At 57.2% G+C, this 18083-nt stretch carries 12 protein-coding genes; 7 read left to right on the plus strand and 5 right to left on the minus strand.

Annotation, left to right across the window (positions count from 1 at the left end; translation table 11 throughout):
* Nucleotides 1-81 precede the first annotated feature (81 nt).
* Nucleotides 82-1968 carry a capsular biosynthesis protein gene (locus tag HWY05_RS00050; protein WP_176056996.1) on the minus strand — a complete coding sequence of 629 codons (1887 nt, stop codon included), beginning with the start codon at nt 1966-1968 and terminating at the stop codon, nt 82-84.
* The gene (locus HWY05_RS00055; RefSeq protein WP_176057742.1) at nt 1969-3117 is read right to left on the minus strand and encodes a glycosyltransferase family 1 protein; all 1149 of its coding nucleotides are present in this window, start codon (nt 3115-3117) and stop codon (nt 1969-1971) included.
* 161 nt (nt 3118-3278) lie between these two features.
* On the opposite strand from HWY05_RS00055, the gene HWY05_RS00060 reads away from it, so the two are divergent.
* The 3 genes from HWY05_RS00060 (at nt 3279) to HWY05_RS00070 (ending at nt 6857) form a co-directional block, all read left to right on the plus strand.
* A complete protein-coding gene (locus HWY05_RS00060) occupies nt 3279-4445 on the plus strand; it encodes a polysaccharide biosynthesis/export family protein (RefSeq protein ID WP_051980764.1) in 1167 nt (388 codons plus the stop codon).
* A 128-nt stretch (nt 4446-4573) separates the two neighbouring features.
* Nucleotides 4574-5611, plus strand: coding sequence for a GDP-mannose 4,6-dehydratase (gene gmd / locus HWY05_RS00065; RefSeq protein ID WP_176056997.1), 1038 nt, complete (start codon nt 4574-4576; stop codon nt 5609-5611).
* 109 nt (nt 5612-5720) lie between these two features.
* Complete coding sequence (locus HWY05_RS00070) at nt 5721-6857, plus strand: glycosyltransferase family 1 protein (RefSeq protein WP_176056998.1); 1137 nt, start codon at nt 5721-5723, stop codon at nt 6855-6857.
* Here HWY05_RS00070 and HWY05_RS00075 read toward each other — a convergent pair.
* The 3 genes from HWY05_RS00075 to HWY05_RS00085 all read right to left on the minus strand — a co-directional run bounded on the left by HWY05_RS00075 (nt 6832) and on the right by HWY05_RS00085 (nt 14171).
* The gene (locus HWY05_RS00075) at nt 6832-8130 is read right to left on the minus strand and encodes a glycosyltransferase family 1 protein (RefSeq protein ID WP_176056999.1); all 1299 of its coding nucleotides are present in this window, start codon (nt 8128-8130) and stop codon (nt 6832-6834) included. The genes HWY05_RS00070 and HWY05_RS00075 overlap by 26 nt on opposite strands.
* Nucleotides 8131-8271: 141 nt before the next feature.
* The gene (locus HWY05_RS00080; protein WP_176057000.1) at nt 8272-11544 is read right to left on the minus strand and encodes a glycosyltransferase; all 3273 of its coding nucleotides are present in this window, start codon (nt 11542-11544) and stop codon (nt 8272-8274) included.
* 29 nt (nt 11545-11573) lie between these two features.
* Nucleotides 11574-14171: an FkbM family methyltransferase gene (locus HWY05_RS00085; protein WP_176057001.1), complete on the minus strand. Its 2598-nt coding sequence runs from the start codon at nt 14169-14171 to the stop codon at nt 11574-11576.
* Here HWY05_RS00085 and HWY05_RS00090 point away from each other — a divergent pair.
* The 4 genes from HWY05_RS00090 (at nt 14165) to HWY05_RS00105 (ending at nt 18070) form a co-directional block, all read left to right on the plus strand.
* Nucleotides 14165-14677, plus strand: a complete 513-nt coding sequence (locus tag HWY05_RS00090) for a hypothetical protein (protein ID WP_176057002.1) — start codon at nt 14165-14167, stop codon at nt 14675-14677. The genes HWY05_RS00085 and HWY05_RS00090 overlap by 7 nt on opposite strands.
* Before the next feature lie 77 nt (nt 14678-14754).
* Nucleotides 14755-15987 (plus strand): hypothetical protein, encoded by a 1233-nt coding sequence (locus HWY05_RS00095; protein ID WP_176057003.1) that lies wholly within the window; start codon nt 14755-14757, stop codon nt 15985-15987.
* Nucleotides 15988-16136: 149 nt separating this feature from the next.
* Nucleotides 16137-16994 (plus strand): WcbI family polysaccharide biosynthesis putative acetyltransferase, encoded by an 858-nt coding sequence (locus HWY05_RS00100; protein WP_176057004.1) that lies wholly within the window; start codon nt 16137-16139, stop codon nt 16992-16994.
* Nucleotides 16994-18070 carry a GSCFA domain-containing protein gene (locus HWY05_RS00105; protein ID WP_244146446.1) on the plus strand — a complete coding sequence of 359 codons (1077 nt, stop codon included), beginning with the start codon at nt 16994-16996 and terminating at the stop codon, nt 18068-18070. The genes HWY05_RS00100 and HWY05_RS00105 overlap by 1 nt, the downstream gene beginning before the upstream one ends.
* The last annotated feature ends 13 nt before the right edge of the window (nt 18071-18083 follow it).

Raw genomic sequence — 18083 nt, forward strand, 5'->3', positions numbered from 1 at the left:
GCCCCGCAAGACGAAAGTCTTGCGGGGCTTTTTCCTTGTCTTCGTCGCGATGCAGTTGAAGAGCCGCGGCTAGTTCACGTTCTATTGCGTGCGATTCCTGAGCCGCTGCTGGACGCGCCATGCGGCATGGCGTATTCCGTTGCGTGTCCAGCGAATTGCTTTGAGCAGCGGCCGCATGCGGTTACCGCGCACTTTTTCGAGCGGGCGGGCAGCTTGCGGCGCGAGTTGTTCCACCACGGCTTCCGGTGTGGTGAAGAGGCGCGTGTGCCAGTCCCAGTAGAGCGGATAGCGCAGCAACGCGCCCGCGCATAGCATGTCGAGCGTCAACGTGCGATGCCGCCACGGCAGCGGCGCGAGCGCGTCGTGGGTCAATCCCCAGCCGGCGTAGAACGGCAGTCCGTAGGTGAACACCGCTTTGCCGCGTAATAGCGCGTCGAAGCCGGCCAGCGACGATAACGTGTGAACTTCATGCGCCGCGTCGACGAGCGACAACAGATCGCTTTCCGTATCGACGATATCCGCGAGTTGTTGCGCGTCGACGAGTCCCTGCCGATTGCCCGACAGTACATCGGGGTGCGGCTTGTAGACCACGAAGGCATCGGGACGCAAGCTGCGCACTTCGCGCAGCAACGCGTCGGCCGTGCCGATCGCGCGCGTGCCGAGGCGAATCGACGCGTCGTCGGCCACCTGGCCGGGCACCAGCACGATGTGTTTGCCCGCCGGCGCGGTCCATGCGGGCCGCCGACGACCGAGGTTGTACTTGGTGACGCCAAGTTTCACGACCTTGTCGCGCAAGGCTGCCGCGCGCGCCAATTCGGCTTTGGAGAAGGTGGTTTCGTTCAGCAGCACGCTCAGATCGCTGGGCTGGCTCGCGTCGAAATAGAGGCCGCGACGATCGATCACCTGGCTGCGCGGCGCGATCATGTCCGAGCCGAGTCCCGTTGAATGAAAGAAGCCGTCTTCAATGCGAACGCGCTGAACCTCGGGCGCGAGGCCTTCCGCGCTGCGAGCGCCCCACAGTACCGCGCATTCGTTGGTCTGCACCGATTGCGGCGTTTGCGTCCAGCGCAATGCGGCTCCGCTAGCGCTGATGTACGGCGTCGCGAACGGGCGCTTCCACCACTGGAAACGGATGCCCACCACATTCCGCAGATCGGCGAAGCGCTGTTGCACGGCGTGCTGCAATTCGATGCTGTCGAGCAGATCGTCGAGCGTGCCGGGTGTGTGCGTGGCCGGGTTCAGGTAGCGGGTGAAGCGCAGGAACACTACGTCGAACAAGGCGGCGAGCGTGGGGCGGGCGGTGCGTTGCGGGAAGAGCAGGTCGTCGTGGGTTAAGCCCCAGCCTGCGTAATAGGGTGTGCCGAACGTGTGAACCTGAACGCCCGCGAGCAGCGCTTGCATGCCTTCCGACGCGCCGAGCGTATAGACGTGATCGACATGCGCCAACGAGGCGCACAACGATTCGTGTTCGGCCACGCGTTGAATGCCGGGCGGCAACATGTCCGTCGATGCCGACAGCCAGCGCCCACTGCCTTGATCGTCCGATCGTGCGAGCCAGAATTCGGCGTGCGGATGTTTCGCGTGCGCGGTTTGCAACATACGCGCGAATGCCTGCGATGAGTTGCGTGTTGCGACTGCGCCGAGGCCGTTCGATCGCGCGCGCTCGTCGATGAGCATCACGCGGGTTGTGCGGCTGGTTTCGAGTAGCGCGGCGGGGCAGTTGCTGTGTGCGCGGCGCACGGTCGACGCATGGCTGCGCGCGAAACGTTGCATCAGACGTTCGACGGCTGACCCGGTGTACGGTCCGTCTTCTTCATCGCTACGGCTTAACGCCGAATTCAATGCGGCAGCGAACGTTTCGGCGCGCGTATCGCGCAGCGGTACGACGAACCACGACAGTAAAGGTGTGCCCGATGGCCCGCGCGACCAGACAGGACCGGGCCAGGTGGCATCGACACGTTGCTTCATCTAGCGCAGCGTCTCGAGAAAGCCGTCGACGTGTTCGAAATGTTCTGCCCACGTGGGCTCGCGAAAGTTCTCGATACGCTTCAATTGAGCGTCACGCTCGGGACTATTCGCGCGAGAGTAGGCCTGAATGCGAGCAAGCCAACCCGGACCGTCCAGTGGATCGAGGTACTCGGGAATGTTGTCGGCGATTTCGTGGAATACATCCAGATCGCTTGCGAGTACCGGTACTCTGAGTACGAGTGCTTCGGCGAGCGGCATGCCATAGCCTTCGACAAACGAAGGGAACAAGAGCGCCTGAGCGTGTTGCAAATAGGCATGCAACTGCTCGTCGGAGCAGTGCGATTCTTCTATCACGACGCCTTTCAGGCTATCGCAGCGCTCCAGCATGTCGACGACGTTCTCGCACTCCCAACCACGCCGGCCGATCACGACGAGTTTCGGGGCGGTCGCGCCGAGTTGTTCGACGAGACGGCGCCATACGTGCAGGATGAACCAGTGGTTCTTGCGCGGCTCGATCGTGCCGAGCATCACGAAGTAAGGCGTGGGCAATGGACGCGGTGCAGGAGGGCGTTGCATGACGCCGGAGGCCAGACGTGCGACCACGCAGGGCGGTTGTTCGAGGCCGGCGCGTTGCGCTTCGGCCGTGAGCGAGTCGAGCGTGGCCTGCGAATTCATGATCAGTCCGCTTGCCCGATTTAATGCTGTGTGCATACGGCGCCGATGAATCGAATCGACACCAGGGCGACAATATTCCGCGTGTGTCAGCGGAATCAGATCGTGAACCATGAATACGGAGCGAATCTGGCGGCGTGTCATTGCGTCGTAATAACGGTCGAATTCCATGCCGTTGTGACTGGTGTGCAACAGGATTCCGCTAAGCCTTGTTTCTCGCAGGCGATTTAGGCAGGCGCGCGCGATTAGCGCGCGAATTGCATTCCGATTTCGAGTGGACGCGAGAAGCCATGCAAACGTTTGCTGCGAATCCCGTTCACTCAACATCGTGGAAAAGCCGCGCTCGCTAAGAATGGCACGCGCTTTAGCGCCGTATTTTTCAATGTAGGCGAGGCCGACGCGATCTACGCCGGTGGGCAAAAGCCCGTCAAATAGGCGCGTAAGAAGACGTGTGACGTCGAGAAAGAGGGTTGACACGTGAGCGTAGAACGGTTTTGGCGGTTTTGTTATCTGGCGCGCAGAACTTTTTTTCGTGCTTCTGCTAATCATTTTTCTCGAGAACGCGCCATTCTACCCGAGTGCATGAGACAATCCGCGCCAAAGTTTTACTTACTAACTCTTGCTAACTGTTGCAATAAATGTCGCGTCTGTCTAGTCGTATGGTTTTTGCCGCAGTCGCCTTTGGGGCGGTCTCGCTGAGTGGTTGCTCGAGTATTCCGACTTCGGGGCCCAGTACTTCACAAATAAACAATGCCGGCGCTGCCGCCAATCCGGCGGGGATCCAGATTGTCGATGTGACGGATGAGGTCGCGCGCAAGCTCTTTGCGGAGCGCAGTATCGGCGACTTCTCGGCTACGTTGGGTAATAGCACGACGTTCCAGCAGCAGCTTGGCGTAGGCGACACGATCGAGGTATCGATCTGGGAAGCGCCGCCCGCCACGCTGTTCGGCGCCGCGCAAATCGACTCGAAGGGCGGTACGACCAATGCACGTGTAACGGTTCTGCCCGATCAGACTATCGACGGCGACGGCAAGATCAATGTGCCTTTCGCCGGCGAATTGAGAGCCGTGGGCCGTACGCCGACCCAATTGCAGCGTGATATCACGGCGCGCCTGAAGAACATCGCGCACGATCCGCAGGTACTGGTGAAGCTCTCGCGCAATGCGACGTCGTACGTCACGGTGGTGGGCGACGTGGCGAGCAGCAACCGCATGCCGCTGAGCGCACGCGGCGAGCGTCTGCTCGACGCATTGGCGACTGCCGGCGGCGTCAAGCAGCCGGTCGACAAGATCACGCTTCAGGTCACGCGTGGCGACATCGTGGCGTCGCTGCCGCTTGAAACGGTGATTCGCGATCCGCGTCAAAATGTGCCGCTGCATGCGGGCGATGTCGTGACGGCACTGTTCCAGCCGTTTAGTTTCACGTCGCTTGGTGCGACAGGCAAGAATCAGGAAATCAATTTCGAAGCGCAAGGAATTACGTTGGCGCAGGCGTTGGCTCGCGCTGGCGGTCTGGAAGATTCACGTTCGGACGCGCAGGGTGTGTTTATTTTCAGGCTGGAAGACGCAAAAGCATTGCCGTGGCCGAATACACCCGTGCGTACTACCGCCGATGGCAAAGTGCCGGTGGTGTATCGCGTGAATCTGCGTGACCCGAACTCGTTCTTCGTCGCGCAGAGCTTCATGATGGATAACAAGGATCTGTTGTACGTGTCGAATGCGCCGATCGCAGAAGTGCAGAAGTTCTTGAATGTAGTTTTCTCGGTGGCGTATCCGGTGATTACGGGCGTTCAGACGTTTAAGTAAGCCCTCCGCAGTGGCATGCCTGACAGCCCTTGAATTGATGGCGATCGATCCGCTCTCTTGCTTGGCGATTGATCCAGGGTCGGCGGCCGCTGGTAATTCAAGAGCAAGAGACTTGTAAATCTAAGACTATGAGAGAAATCGCAGTTGTAACAGGTATTACGGGCCAGGACGGGGCGTATCTCGCGCAGTTGTTGCTTGAAAAAGGCTACACCGTTTACGGAACCTATCGCCGTACCAGTTCGGTCAATTTCTGGCGTCTTGCCGAAGTGGGTGTGGAAAAGCATCCGAATCTCCACCTCGTCGAATACGACCTTACCGACCTGGCGTCCAGTATTCGCCTGTTGCAAACGACAAAAGCTGCCGAAGTGTATAACCTCGCGGCGCAAAGCTTTGTCGGGGTTTCGTTCGATCAGCCGATCACGACCGCGGAAATTACGGGCGTCGGCGCGCTTAACCTGCTTGAGGCCATCCGGATTGTGAATCCGGAAATCCGCTTCTATCAGGCGAGCACATCGGAAATGTTCGGGAAAGTACAGGCGATTCCGCAAGTGGAAAGCACGCCGTTCTATCCGCGCAGTCCTTATGGCGTAGCGAAACTGTACGCGCACTGGATGACGATCAATTACCGTGAAAGCTACAATATTTTCGGTAGCAGCGGCATTCTGTTCAACCATGAATCGCCTTTGCGTGGGCGAGAATTCGTCACGCGCAAAATCACGGACAGCATGGCCAAGATTCGCCTGGGCAACCTGGATGTCCTCGAACTCGGCAATCTCGACGCGAAACGTGACTGGGGGTTTGCGAAAGAGTATGTAGAGGGAATGTGGAGAATGCTGCAGGCATCCCGGCCTGACACCTACGTGCTCGCTACGAATCGGACCGAAACCGTGCGCGATTTCGTTTCGATGGCAGCTCAGGCCGCGGGTTTCCAGCTGGCCTGGGAAGGCCGCGACGTGAACGAAGTCGGCATCGACATGGCGACCAACAAGACCATCGTTAAGATCAACCTAAAATTCCATCGGCCGGCTGAGGTTGAACTGCTCATCGGTGACGCTTCGAAAGCTCAGAAGGAACTCGGCTGGCAGCCGAAAACGACGCTCGAGGAGTTGTGTCAGATGATGGTCGAAGCGGACATTCGCCGTAACGAAGTGGGTTTTTCGTTTTAGTAGATTCTGGCAACGCGCGACAGTTTTAATACACAGAGCGCTGTTGCGCGAGACGATGATCTACGGGCGGGCAACGTAGTATCAAACCATCGGAGTTGGAGCGCTTGCTTTGAAGTTGATTCTTGGAGTCGATGCCATCAGTCCACCACTGACGGGTATCGGGCGCTACACGTGGGAACTGGCGAGACAGTACGCGACCGGCGACTACGGATTCGACGCGTTGCGTTTCTTTTCTGCAGGGAGATGGATTGCAGATCCGTCACTTCTGTTGTCAACAGCGCCGAAGAACGCGCCGCGCAGCCGGCTTAAGAAAGTACTGAGTCCTCCCGCAAGCTTGCGCAAGTGGCGTCTCAAGCAGGGGATGCGCCATTCGCTCTTCCACTCGCCGAATTATTTTCTACCGGAGTCCGCGGACTCCGGCGTGGTAACGATTCACGATCTCTCCGTTTTCAAATACCCTGAGACTCACCCGGTCGAGCGGCTTCGCCATTTCGAGCGTAGTTTTGAGTCGACCTTGCAGAGAGCCAATCACCTGATCACGGACTCCGAGGCGATTCGTGAGGAAGTGTCGGGATTCTTTGGTTGGTCCAAGGAAAAAATCACCGCTGTCCACCTTGGTGTGCCGCAAGAGTTCCAACCTTACGAAGCAAGCTCACTTGTCGCGCCGTTGGCTGAAATCGGGCTGACTCCCGGCAGCTACGGCTTGTGCGTTTCCACGCTTGAGCCGCGCAAGAGAATTGATCGTTTGCTCGATGCGTATTCAGAACTACCGCTCAGGCTGCGCGAAACCTGCCAGCTCGTGCTGGCAGGCAGCAGTGGATGGCTTAACGACGCGCTAAGAGAAAAAATCCGTCGCGGCGAAGGCGAGGGATGGCTCCGCTATCTGGGGTTCGTGCCGGAGGTATCGCTGCCAGCACTTTATGCCGGCGCGCGTGCATTCTTTTTGCCTTCACTTTACGAAGGTTTTGGGTTGCCAGTTCTCGAAGCGTTGGCGAGTGGCGTCCCGACACTCACTTCGAATTGCTCTTCGCTTCCCGAGGTCGCCGGCGGTGCCGCATGGCTGGTGGAACCGGACAATCACGATGCTTTGCGTGAAGGCATTGAGAAGGTCATCACCGACGATATCTGGCGCGTCACAGCGATACAACGCGGTCTCGACGTAGCACGGGAAATGACGTGGCAAAAATGCGCGCGACAAACCGTTGCCGTATACGAATCTCTTAGCGGGACGCGCTTGCGGCGCTGAGCTGAGTAATCAGGCTTGTCAATTTGCTGGCGCTGGCTTGCCATGTAAGCGGCGCAATCTCATCGCTAGCAATAGCTGTCCCATTCGCAAGCGCATCGAGCCACTGGCATAATTGCGGGGCGAGTTCTTCGCCGTTGTTCGCGTGAAAATACGTCGCGTGATGTCCCGCGACTTCACGAAATACGGCGAGGTCTCGGGCAAAAAGCGGAATTCCATGCTGCGCCGCTTCGACCAGCGGCAGACCAAACCCCTCGGCCTCCGATCCCATGGCAAGTCCATCGGCCGCCAGGTACATGGTCTGGAGCTCGGTATCGTCTGCTTCGGAAATCCATTGAAGTCGCCTGCCGGCTTCGGCATGCTGCAGTAGGCGGGCTGCGAGTTCGTCGACGTGCCAGCCCCGACGTCCGACAATCATCAGCTTCGCCGTACATCCACCCAGCCACAGTAACTCAAACGCGTCGAGCATTTGCGCATATCCTTTGCGCGGCTCGACGGTACCAACCATGAGTATGACGAGTTCTTTGTGCGCCTCTTTTTGCAAGGCGGCATTGCCGCGCATGGCTCGGACGTCGCGATTCGTCGGTGGCATCGAATCCGCCCCGAGATGAAACCATCCAGTTGGAAGCTGCTTTCGATGAATCCCGAACTGATGCGCCATATGCGTCTCCATGTCGACGGCGACGGCTTGCGAAATACAGAATAACGCGTCGGCATGAATGGCGATTGTCGCAAGCCATTGGCGAAACGATCGGGACGCTCGTGCTGTAAACCAGTGAGGATGCAGAGTGGGCAGCAGATCATAGACAACGAATGCGCACGAGATGCCTTGTCTTTTCCAGCGAAGAAAGTCGCCTTGTCTGCGAGGGGCGATTCGGCTGGAAAGATCCAGACCCAAAAAGATGTCACCACTAGAGACGACGACTGCCGACTCAGGAGGAAGTGGCCTACCCGTCAGCGTTGTTGTGTAATCGTGGGCGTACACGTAGGAACGCCGTCGGGTGGCTCGTACTAGTCGTATTTCCAGGTCAATGGGCGGCGCCTCGAACAGGGCGAGAAGAATCGATCGCACGACGCGCTGAATGCCGGTACCCGCGTCGTGGGCGGCAATGATCGAGACGTCTATCAGCAATTGCCGCCGTTTGGCCGGCTCGACGATTACCGTCGACCTTAACCTGTTCACGGCACGCCGGGCCACACCGACGAACAACGGGCAGTGACCGATTGCAATGAACTGTAATGCGGCCGCTCGGACCGTGTTGAAAAATTTGAGCAATTCCGTACCGATGCGCCCCAGGACGGTTCGCTTTTTTGAAGGATGGTTGAAGGCGCAGCCTCGCAGCGTGGCAGCGCCCTCGGTCAGTCGAACGATGCAGTCCCGGCGCAGTGGCAGAGACCTGCATCATTAATCTTTCAGTTAAGACGGAATTAGATCCGCATAGACCTCCACTGCCCGAATTGCACTCGTGCGGCTGCTGAAGCGGCGAATCTGTGCTTTCGCGCCTTCTGACAGTCGATCTCTTAGCCCGGTCTCAGAGAGTGTGCGGATCACATTATCTGCCAGTGAGTCGGCGGATTCAGGCTCGAAAAGCAGTCCGCAGAAGTCATGCGCGACCACTTCCGGAATCGCTCCGCTTCGCGATGCGATAACCGGCGTGCCATGAACGAAGGCTTCGAGCGGAACCAACCCGAATGACTCGTAACGCGAAGGGAACACCAGGCAGTGCGCCCTTGCGAGGAGCTTATCGCGAGTCGCGTCACTGACTTCACCGAGGAAGTGAATCCGGTTTGCAGTGTCTGCCGACAGGAATTCGCCGACCCGGTTCGCCCAGCCTTCGGGATCGCGGCCGGCAATAAGCAATCGAGCCTCCGGATCCGCGGCAAGTATTTTTTGCGCGGCTTGCATCAGCAAATCAATGCCTTTGCGTCGCTCCAGTCGCCCGACGAATACAACGAGCTTGCTGGATTCGAGCGCTTCTCGCGGGACTTTCTCAAACTCCTGGAACTCGGAATAGCCTTTCTCGACATCAAAGAAAGGCCAATAGGCAATGCCACAGTGCGCCATCTGCCAGCGAATATCGCGTTGTACGCTGTGTTCCGTCTCAACCGTTTTCGCAATGGACTCGCTAATGGGGATCACGGCATTGGCGCGACCCAGCAGCGTGCGTTCAGCTTCCACGAAGAGCGCGGTGACGTTCTCAGGAACCGACCAGCCGTTGATGCGGGACGAAACCGGGTAAGGGGTCACCAGTCGCAGGACGACCGGCGGACGTGCGTCGGATGGCAGTAGCGAGATAGCCAGGGTTTCGGTGTCCCACAGCGCGGAGTCCACCACGTCAATCGGCTGTTCTTTGTGCAGGTTCGACAGCGCGTGGAACGCGCTGAGCGACCACATCAGATTTGTCGTGAAGCCGCCATCTAGCCCGTTCACCCAGGCGTTCGGTTGCATCTTGGAGAAGTAGATGTTGAAGCGCCCCTGGCTATGAACGCTGTCTTCTCCTGCCGGCGTAATCACACTTACCCGATGCCCCATGAGGAGCAATTCGCTGGCGAGGTGATAATACAAAGTTCCTACGCCGCCGTTGCCAGTGAATGGAGGAAATTCTTTGGTGACGATGCAAATATGCAGTGGCTTGATGTCCTTGCCAACCCGGGGATAGGAGGGCGCCGACGCATAGGGTTTGAAGGCATCCACCGGCAACGCAAGTTTGCGAGATCTCGGATAATGTTGCGCATCCGCCAGTCCCTGCGAAATACCTTCCCAGATTGCCGCCACATAGCGGTCCCGCTCCGCGGCCGCGAGATCCCCCGCCTGAACCGCATCGTCGAGAGGTGCAATCCGCTCTTTCTTCATGCGCTCTTCAAGCTTCTGACGGAGCGTCTTGCCCGACCATCCGGAATATGCCGCCACAAAGTACGCGGTGTTCTTGCAGATCGTAGCCCAGTTGTAATTGTATTTGCCGCCACGATTATGGCTTTGCGCGAACTCGTGACGAACGATGACCTCGGGCGAATAACCGATCAGCGCGTTGTTCTGCTGCAGCCGGAAGCACAACTCAGACTCGTCGAGATAATAGTCGAACTGCTCGTCGAAGCCATTGACCGCCCTCAGATGATGACCGGTAAAGGTTGCGTTTGTTCCGGTGTTATAGCGGAACCAGCCGTTCTTCCCGATCTCGGCGCTGTCAATATTGACCTTCGCTTCCGAGTATTGGTTGATGCCGTTGTCCTGGGCCTGAAACCAGAAGGAACCCGCATAATAAGCGGGGCCACCTAGTCCAGCGGTAGTCAGTGGCCGGGAGTTATATTCGACAAGGATATTGTTGATCCAGTCGTCGAATGGAATCGCGTCGTCGTCGATGAAGGCGACAATATCTCCTGCCGCCAGTTCGATGCCCAGGTTACGGGATTTCGACAGATTCCGTTCGGGATTCTGGGCCACCTTGATCTGGTCTGCGTAGCGCGCCAGAAGTTCGGTGGTGCCGTCGTTCGACGGGCCGTTAACCACGATCACTTCGAAGTCCGTGCAGCTCTGGTGGCGAAGGTAGTCGAGACATCTTTCCAGATAGTCTCTCCGGTTATACGTGCAGACCACCACCGACACAGTTTTGAACTGTCTGCGCTTAGGCAACGCGGCCCGCAGGGCGAGCGATACCATTCTCTCGACCGACTCCGGCAGGAAGCGGCTCGCATTGATCTTCTGTTCTTCGACGACCTGCTTACGGAACTCGCCATCAACCATCAAGCGGCCGATCAGTTCTGTCATCTCGCCGCGGGTCGTCAAAAGCCCCGTGCGGTTTCCCATGGTTTCACCGACGGCGGAACTTTCAAGCGCGACCACCGGCACGTCGCGAAGCGGCGCTTCGACCAGCGGGACGCCGAATCCTTCGTGCGCGCTTAGCGACACGTAGACCGAGGCTCGCGCGAAAATATCTTCACGGTCCTCATTGGATACTTTGCCCGTTAGCTGAATTCGATCTCGAACATCATGCGCGTCGGCCTCGCGCAAAAGAGCGGTGACATAGGGCTCGTCCGCCTCATAGCCGCCAACAATGTATAGCTTCTGGGCGATATCCGGCGATTTCGCATGAGCCTCGGCAAAGAGTTTGACCAGCTCTGCCTGGTTTTTATTCGGTGCTATGCGTCCAAGGAACAGCCACGAACCGGTCTCCCGCTGCAGCGAAGGGCGAGTTTGCTGAAATGAAGGGACGACAATTGGAACGACGAAGCACGCCGCAGGATCCGCGCCGAGTTCCTTGACTTCCTGCTGGTTGTATTCGCTGTCGGACCAGAAGAAGTGAAAGTGTTGGATCAGTTCCTTAAGCTGCTGCCGGCCTTTTAGACAGAATTCGTGCGTTCTGGAATTCGGGTCGAAAAATTCATGCGGCGTTATGTTGTGATACAGCAGTATCCGGGTGCAGTACTGGCCGACAACGATCTCCGGCGTATATTCCGCGAAGCCGTAGTAGTGGTAAATAATGATATCGCGATCACTCGGGGCCAGCTCTTCGATATCTCGGCGACGGTGCGCAACCTTTTCGTTGAACCATTTTGAATAAATGGTGTTCTCGATGCCCATGTCTGTGAGCAATTCGCCGAGAGCAATGACCTGGTTTGAGACTGCATCGCCATAGTCAAGTGCTTCCGTTACCTGAATGATTCGGCCGGTAAATGGTGTGTTGAATTGCATTTTTTTATATGTGCGTTGTTTTTCTAATTCTAGCAGTCAAAAGATGCCGCTTCCCGCGACGCTGCAATTTGCTCTTCGAGCGCCGCAATGATTTCCGCCGGGGTGCCGGTGACCGGCAGTGTCAAGCCGTCGACAATGTTTGCGCGCGGCTGCGTCATGACGGGTTGTTCGTCGGTGTGATGAGCGACCGCGGCGACAGTCTGAGCAACTGACTGCAGGCTCTTCAGGCGATTGCCGATCGCTTCGACATTCCGTTCAATCGATGTCAGCCGCGCGTCGGTGCGATGCTCCATCTGGGCCAGAAGATACTCGATGCGATGGACTTGCATCGCCAGCAACGATTGCCGCGAGAACCAACCCGTGAGCCAATGCCTGGCTCGCTTCTGTGAGGCGATCATATGGTCTAGGCCGGGAATGTCCGCCCGGATCACGCCTGCTTCTTTCGACTGGGCGATCTGGATGATCACTTTGGCCTTTCCGTGTCCGGCGCGCAGGCGTCCCAGGTAGTAAGCCATTCCCGTTGCATCCACCGGACGATTCAGCAGTGCGCTGTAAGTGGCCTTGACAAATTCCGCGCCATCGATCTCTAGTAGTTGGTCAATGTGTTTAATCGTTTTCATGGAAAGTCCAAAATCGAGCGTCTGAGCTGGGGGATTGGTTTGCGGGGATGCCGTTGCCGATAGCCCTTCACGCTGTGCGACGGGCTCGCCGAGGTTGGGTGCGAAGGTCGTATTGGATGCCATAGCGTCAGCGGCAAAGCCGCTCGCTTTCGGTGCGACGGCATACGTCTTGCAAGGCGCGTCCGCCGGGTGAAAGACTTGAGCCAACGCGCGCAGCGGCATTGTGAGGCGCCACGAAAGGCTTGCTTTCATCCGCGCGATTTCGGCGGTAAGTGCATTGAGCTGTCCCAGTTCCTGCTGAAGCAACTGCTTGTCTTTAGCGATGGCCTGAATGCCTTGCTCAAGGTTTCCAACTTTGCCGGCAAGTACCTGATTGGTCTCGTTTAGCGAGTCACAGTTTTTGAGAAGTTGACGTTGCCAGTCGACCTGTTTTTCCAGCAGGCTGTTTTTTCTTGCATTCAAGTCATCGATGCGAGTCAATAGCTCATTCTCGCGCAGACGATGTGCGAGGTGCTGCCGTTGAGTGCGTTGGTCGAGTTCACCGTTCAGCGCCTTTACGGTTTCCGCGTTGAGGTGGTCGCGCTCGGCGAGTTCTGAGCGAAGCATGCGCTCCCGTTCCGCCCAGTGTAGGGAAAGACGGTCATGTTCCGTCGCGGCTAGCCTTGCCCGATCCTGAAGATCGCGTTCACGCGCACGATGTGCCGCCGTCAAGACTGCTATTTTGTCCGCCATTTCATGATGCAAACGTTCGCGTGCATCAAAAAGGGCCTGTTTTTCGTCCAGGAGTCGGCGAAAGAGTGCGTCTTTCGCGAGGTTGATTTGTTCTTTACTTTCTACGATGCCGGAGACGAGGGTTCGCTCCCGCTCGGCATGTTCGTCGTGCAGTTTTTGAAGTGCCTGATGATGAGTCTGCTCCACGTTCAGAAGCTCGCGAAGCAATGCTTGTTTGTCCAGGTTCTTTTCTTCGTTGGCCGTGGCCACTTGAGCGCTCAGGGATCGTTCCCGTTCCGCAGATTCCCTCGCAAACTGGATTTCGCGGTTGCGAGCGCCGTCGATTTCAGCTTTCAGGTGATTTTCCCGGGCGGCGAAACTGTCGCCAAGTGCGGTTTTTTCGACCTGAGCCGAGTCGGCAAGCGCGGCAAGCTGAGTCTCCAATTGACGCTGACGGTCTTCGCTCTGGCGTGCCAGATCGTCTTTTGCATGAACCTGACTTGATATCTCGGCCTGCAGCGAAGAGACGTTGGCGGCGAGCATTTCTTTGTCGTGCCGCAGCGCCTGTTCCCGATCGCGGTGCGCGTCATTCACATACCGGCAGAATGGAGCGCTGGAATCGCCGTGCAGTGCGAAGCCGTCGAAAACGTTAGGGGACGCGCGAAAGGACGTCTTGAGCGCCAGCTGATGCGGGGAGACGTAGAAACGGTTCAGCCCGTCGAAATAGACGAATTGGTAGCCTTTTTCGAGTAGCAACGGTTCCCATTCTTCCCAGTTCTCGCTAGGAGAGTTGGGTATGGTGCTTTCGACGACTACGATCCAGGGCAGTCGTGAACTGCGCCAACCCCGTATCACGTTGTGCTCCATTCCTTCCACGTCGATTTTCAACCAGTGGACTTCGCGTTCTCCGGCTTGAGCGATAACGTCGTCCAACGTGAGACACGGAACAACAGTACGGCCTGAATCGATTCCTTGCGTGCGATGCATCTCGGCAATGTCAGCGTCGCCGGTCGACAGCCCGTGCATTTCGAAAAACGTAATGGCCTCGTGATTGTCCGAGACCGCGGCCTGGACGACTATCTCATCCGGTCGATGGGTGCGTAAGAGCGCTGCATATTCCGAGGTGGGCTCGACGTGTATGCCGCGCCAGCCACGGTCATAGAATGCCTTGCTGACGGAGTCGACGACGGGATGATGGGCGCCGATGTCAATGTAAAAACCATTGGAGACGTCTTTCAGGGCGCGCGCCAGCATCACGTCCTCGAAATTTTGCGCGTACGAAATGAAGCGTGTCATGTTCGACTATCTTGATAGGTCAGCGTGGGGAGGTTCACTGCGATCAGGACACAGGTGAGAAGGGTGGAGGTTGCCGTTGGCGCCAGTCAATTATTGACCTGCGTTTTGCTGAGGTAATTACTGGCCGGCAGTGTCTGACGGAGGAAAAACTTGGGGTTGACGACGGACAATTTATGGCGCTGAAGTTTACAGCAATTGATAAAAAATCGAAATGCGAAATCGAGATCACCGATCTCCTTGTTGTATTAATGTCGCTGACCGTAATCGATCGCACCTACCTTGAATTCGACGCCACTCGAAGAGCAGCCGACCGGTGGCCCGGCAATTTGCGCGAAAAGCGCGCGTCAATCGTTTGCGTTGGGGTGGCAGAGCGAAAAACTGATTGCGGCTTGCGCCGCGTTACGGCGCGTAATATTTGGCGTTTTGAACAGGCGGGCCCCGCCGTTCCGCGGGCTTACAAGATGTCCACAATGTGTTCTATGATCTGGGTCGTTGCATTGAGCTGATGGGGCTCGCATCGCAATTGCGCGTTCAGCAGCGCATCGCGTGCACTTCATCCGTCGCACCCTGAAAATCAAAGATCATGCGCGTCCTGTTTTTTCTTGAACCTGTCATTTTTCATTCGACGCCTGACTTTCTGTCGTGTCACTTCATGTGGGTGGACCTTGTTCGGCGGGCGGTAAGCGCGCACGGCGATACATTTGCACTCGTTGCAAATGCAGACGTTTGTGATCGCTGGCAGGAGTTTGGAGGCGCGCAGGGCGAGGATCGGAGGGTATTCCCGCTTGATGCATTCAACGTGCTTTCTTCGTTTGAGTATCGGCGAACGGAGTATTCGAAAGCGTTATACGGTCAGGGCGATGTATTCAATGGCTTGTCTGAAGCTTTGCGCCACATCCGGCAGCAGTTTCAACCGGACCTGCTCCTAACGACGTCGCAAAACAGCTTCGTCCAGTACATTTTTTCGGGCATCCCCATTCTGAATGTGGAGCAGGCGCCGCTCCCGCGCCTCGGTCAACCGTTTCGAACGGCATACGATCCCGGCGGCCATCAGACCAGATCAATGCTGGAAACGCATGCGCAGCGTATCAGGAGCCTTCCACTGCCGGATGGCGATGCTTCGCGCTTGCAGGTTTTGCTCGATGCCACTTATCGCGGCGCGCTAAAGATGCATCCGCATCTGCTCGGCGCCGCGTCCGAATTAAATAAAGTCAGCCAGGGCGCCAAGGTTGCGATTCTGGCAACGCAGCCGCCCGACTGGATAACCTATGAAGGCTCGGGCACGGGGGCCGAAGTCGAAAACATGCTCTATGCGTGGGCGCAGCGGCTACCCGACGGCTGGATCGGCGTGCCGACTTATCATCCCGTCCATCGCCTCAGCGCTGAGATGGAAGGCGCGTTGGCTCGGTCCTGTCCAAAACTGCGTTTTTTGCCGCAAGCATTTACGCAAGGGTTGACTGAGCCGTTGCTAGTTCATGCGGATGGCCTGGTGACGCTGTCATCGTCGTCCGCGATGAGCGCGCTGTTGCGTCAGAAGCACGTTGTGGTGACGGGGAGATCACCTTACGCCACATGGTGCCTGGACGATCCGGCACGGATCGCTGAATCGCCGGTGCTCAGCCCGAGCGAGGCGATGTCGACGCTCGCATTTCTCTGTCACCGGTACAGTTATCTGCACGAGGCGCTTGTCGCGGAGCCGGACAAGCTACTTCCAATGATCAACGCGGTAACCTCGCTCGCCGACCCTGCCGAATGGTTTCTCGATATGTCCGAATGGTCTGTGGAGCGAGCCGCTCTGCTGTTCGAAGGAAATTGATCGGCTGGCGCCGTTTCCGATCGCGTCGATATCGTCGGGCGCCGGGAGTTTTGGCGCCGAAGCATCGCGATGGCCCTTAATTCTTGCGATAATGCCCGGCGAATTACAATTTCACAAACCATTCAAAAGAAACCACCGGGAATGCGTTCATGAAGGAAAAATGGCTGGTAGTGTCCAATTGCCAAACCGCGGGACTCGGCAATTGCCTTTCGCTGCTTTGTCCGCAGGTTGATATAGATACGTGTGACATCTGGCGATTCCGTTCCGAGCGATCGGAGTGGCTGTCCAGAATTGCTGATTACCGGCACTTGATCTTCAATCCCGAACTGCAGGAAATGGGGCTGCTGGATTCGATACCCCTGGATAACGTCACGTTCGTTCCGGGTTTCGATTTCCGCGGCTTTCATCCCGATCTGGCCTACGTCACCCGCGAGGGCGTTGTGATCAAGTCCGCAATGGACGACTACCACTCTCTGATCGTTGCTACCGCATACAGGAGAGGATTGACGCCGGACAGCGCAAAACAACTGTTTGCCGCGAGCACGTATCAGAAGCTGGGTTATTTTTCGATCTGGGAATCAGAGAAGAAGATGCTCGTCGACCGGTTCAGTGCGCATGGTCTCGACGTGCGCGCCGAATTTGTAAAGTGGATGCGCGAGGGGGGATTCATGCACAGCAAGAATCATCCAAAAATCGGCGCGATCTACGACGTTGCCTCCAAGGTGGCGAGAAAACTGCAGGGCGACGCGGTCGTCGAGGCCGGTATTCGGCCGCATGACAATCTCGTTGTTGCGCCGATATTTCCCATCTACCCCGAAATCGCCGAACGGTATGGCGTCAGAACGGGCTCCTATTTCTTCAAGGGTTTTGACTCGTACAGACCGTTCCATCTGGACGAGTTCATTGCAAGCAGCTACGACGTTTATAGCGGGTACCCGGTCGAAGAGCTTGAAGTGCACAGCCCTCACTATGAAAAAGCAATGAATCTCGCTTGGGAGCAGATTTGATGAATCCGTATAAAGGTTTGCCTGGCCATCAGTTCTGGCGCCGTGCAATTTCAATTGTGGAACCGCATGCGGTCGATCCTGTCGTCGAGCCGAAGTTTCGCATCGAAATGTCCGAGCGGGTCGCCACTGCGGGAAGTTGCTTTGCGCAACATATATCGCGTCGTCTGTCGGCGATTGGATTTAATTATTTCGTGCCGGAATCCGGTGCGGAGTTTGGCTCCGGAGAGCGCGCAGCGCGTGGCTACGGTGTGTTTTCCGCCCGTTACGGCAATATCTACACGGTGCGGCAGTTGCTCCAGACTTTCGAGGAAGCGTTTGGCGTCAGGCCGAAAAGCGAGCAGCCATGGTTGAGGCCGGACGGCCGCTATGTCGATCCATTTCGACCCAGTGTGGAACCTGCCGGTTACGCGTGTCCGGAGGATGTCATCGCTTCGCGGCAAGCGCATATGGCGCACGTCCGGAGAATGTTTCTCGAATCGGACATTTTCGTGTTCACGCTAGGCTTGACTGAGAGTTGGGTAAGCGCCACGTCTGGTGACGTGTTTCCGCTGGCACCGGGCGTCGTGGCCGGCGCTTTCGATCCGATGTATCACAAGTTTGTTAATTTCGACGTCGACGAAGTGCGTTCTGACCTGCGTTCGTTCCTATGGCAACTCAAGAGCGTCAATCCGCGGGTCAAGGTGTTGCTGACGGTCTCTCCCGTGCCTCTGATCGCGACTTTTGAAAATGCGCATGTGCTGACTTCCACGACATACAGCAAGTCGGTGTTGCGTGTTGCGGCCGAGACGGCGAAGCGTGAGTCCGATTGGGTAGACTACTTTCCTTCGTTTGAGATCATTACGGGAAACTTCAGTGGCGGCAGTTATTACGAAGAAGACCTTCGCGAGATCAACGGCACGGGCGTAAGCCATGCAATGCGGTGTTTCCTGAAAAATTACACCGCGTCATCGAACAACGAGTCGGCTGCCCAGACGGATAGTCAAGGCGAGGCCGAACAGCAGACCGAAACGGCGGCCCGATCGCGCATGAATCGTGTTGTCTGCGATGAAGAGTTGATTGAGCGGGTCTCTTTCTAATGCGCTTGTCGAA

Source organism: Paraburkholderia sp. BCC1876 (assembly GCF_902833695.1).
Lineage (GTDB): Bacteria > Pseudomonadota > Gammaproteobacteria > Burkholderiales > Burkholderiaceae > Paraburkholderia.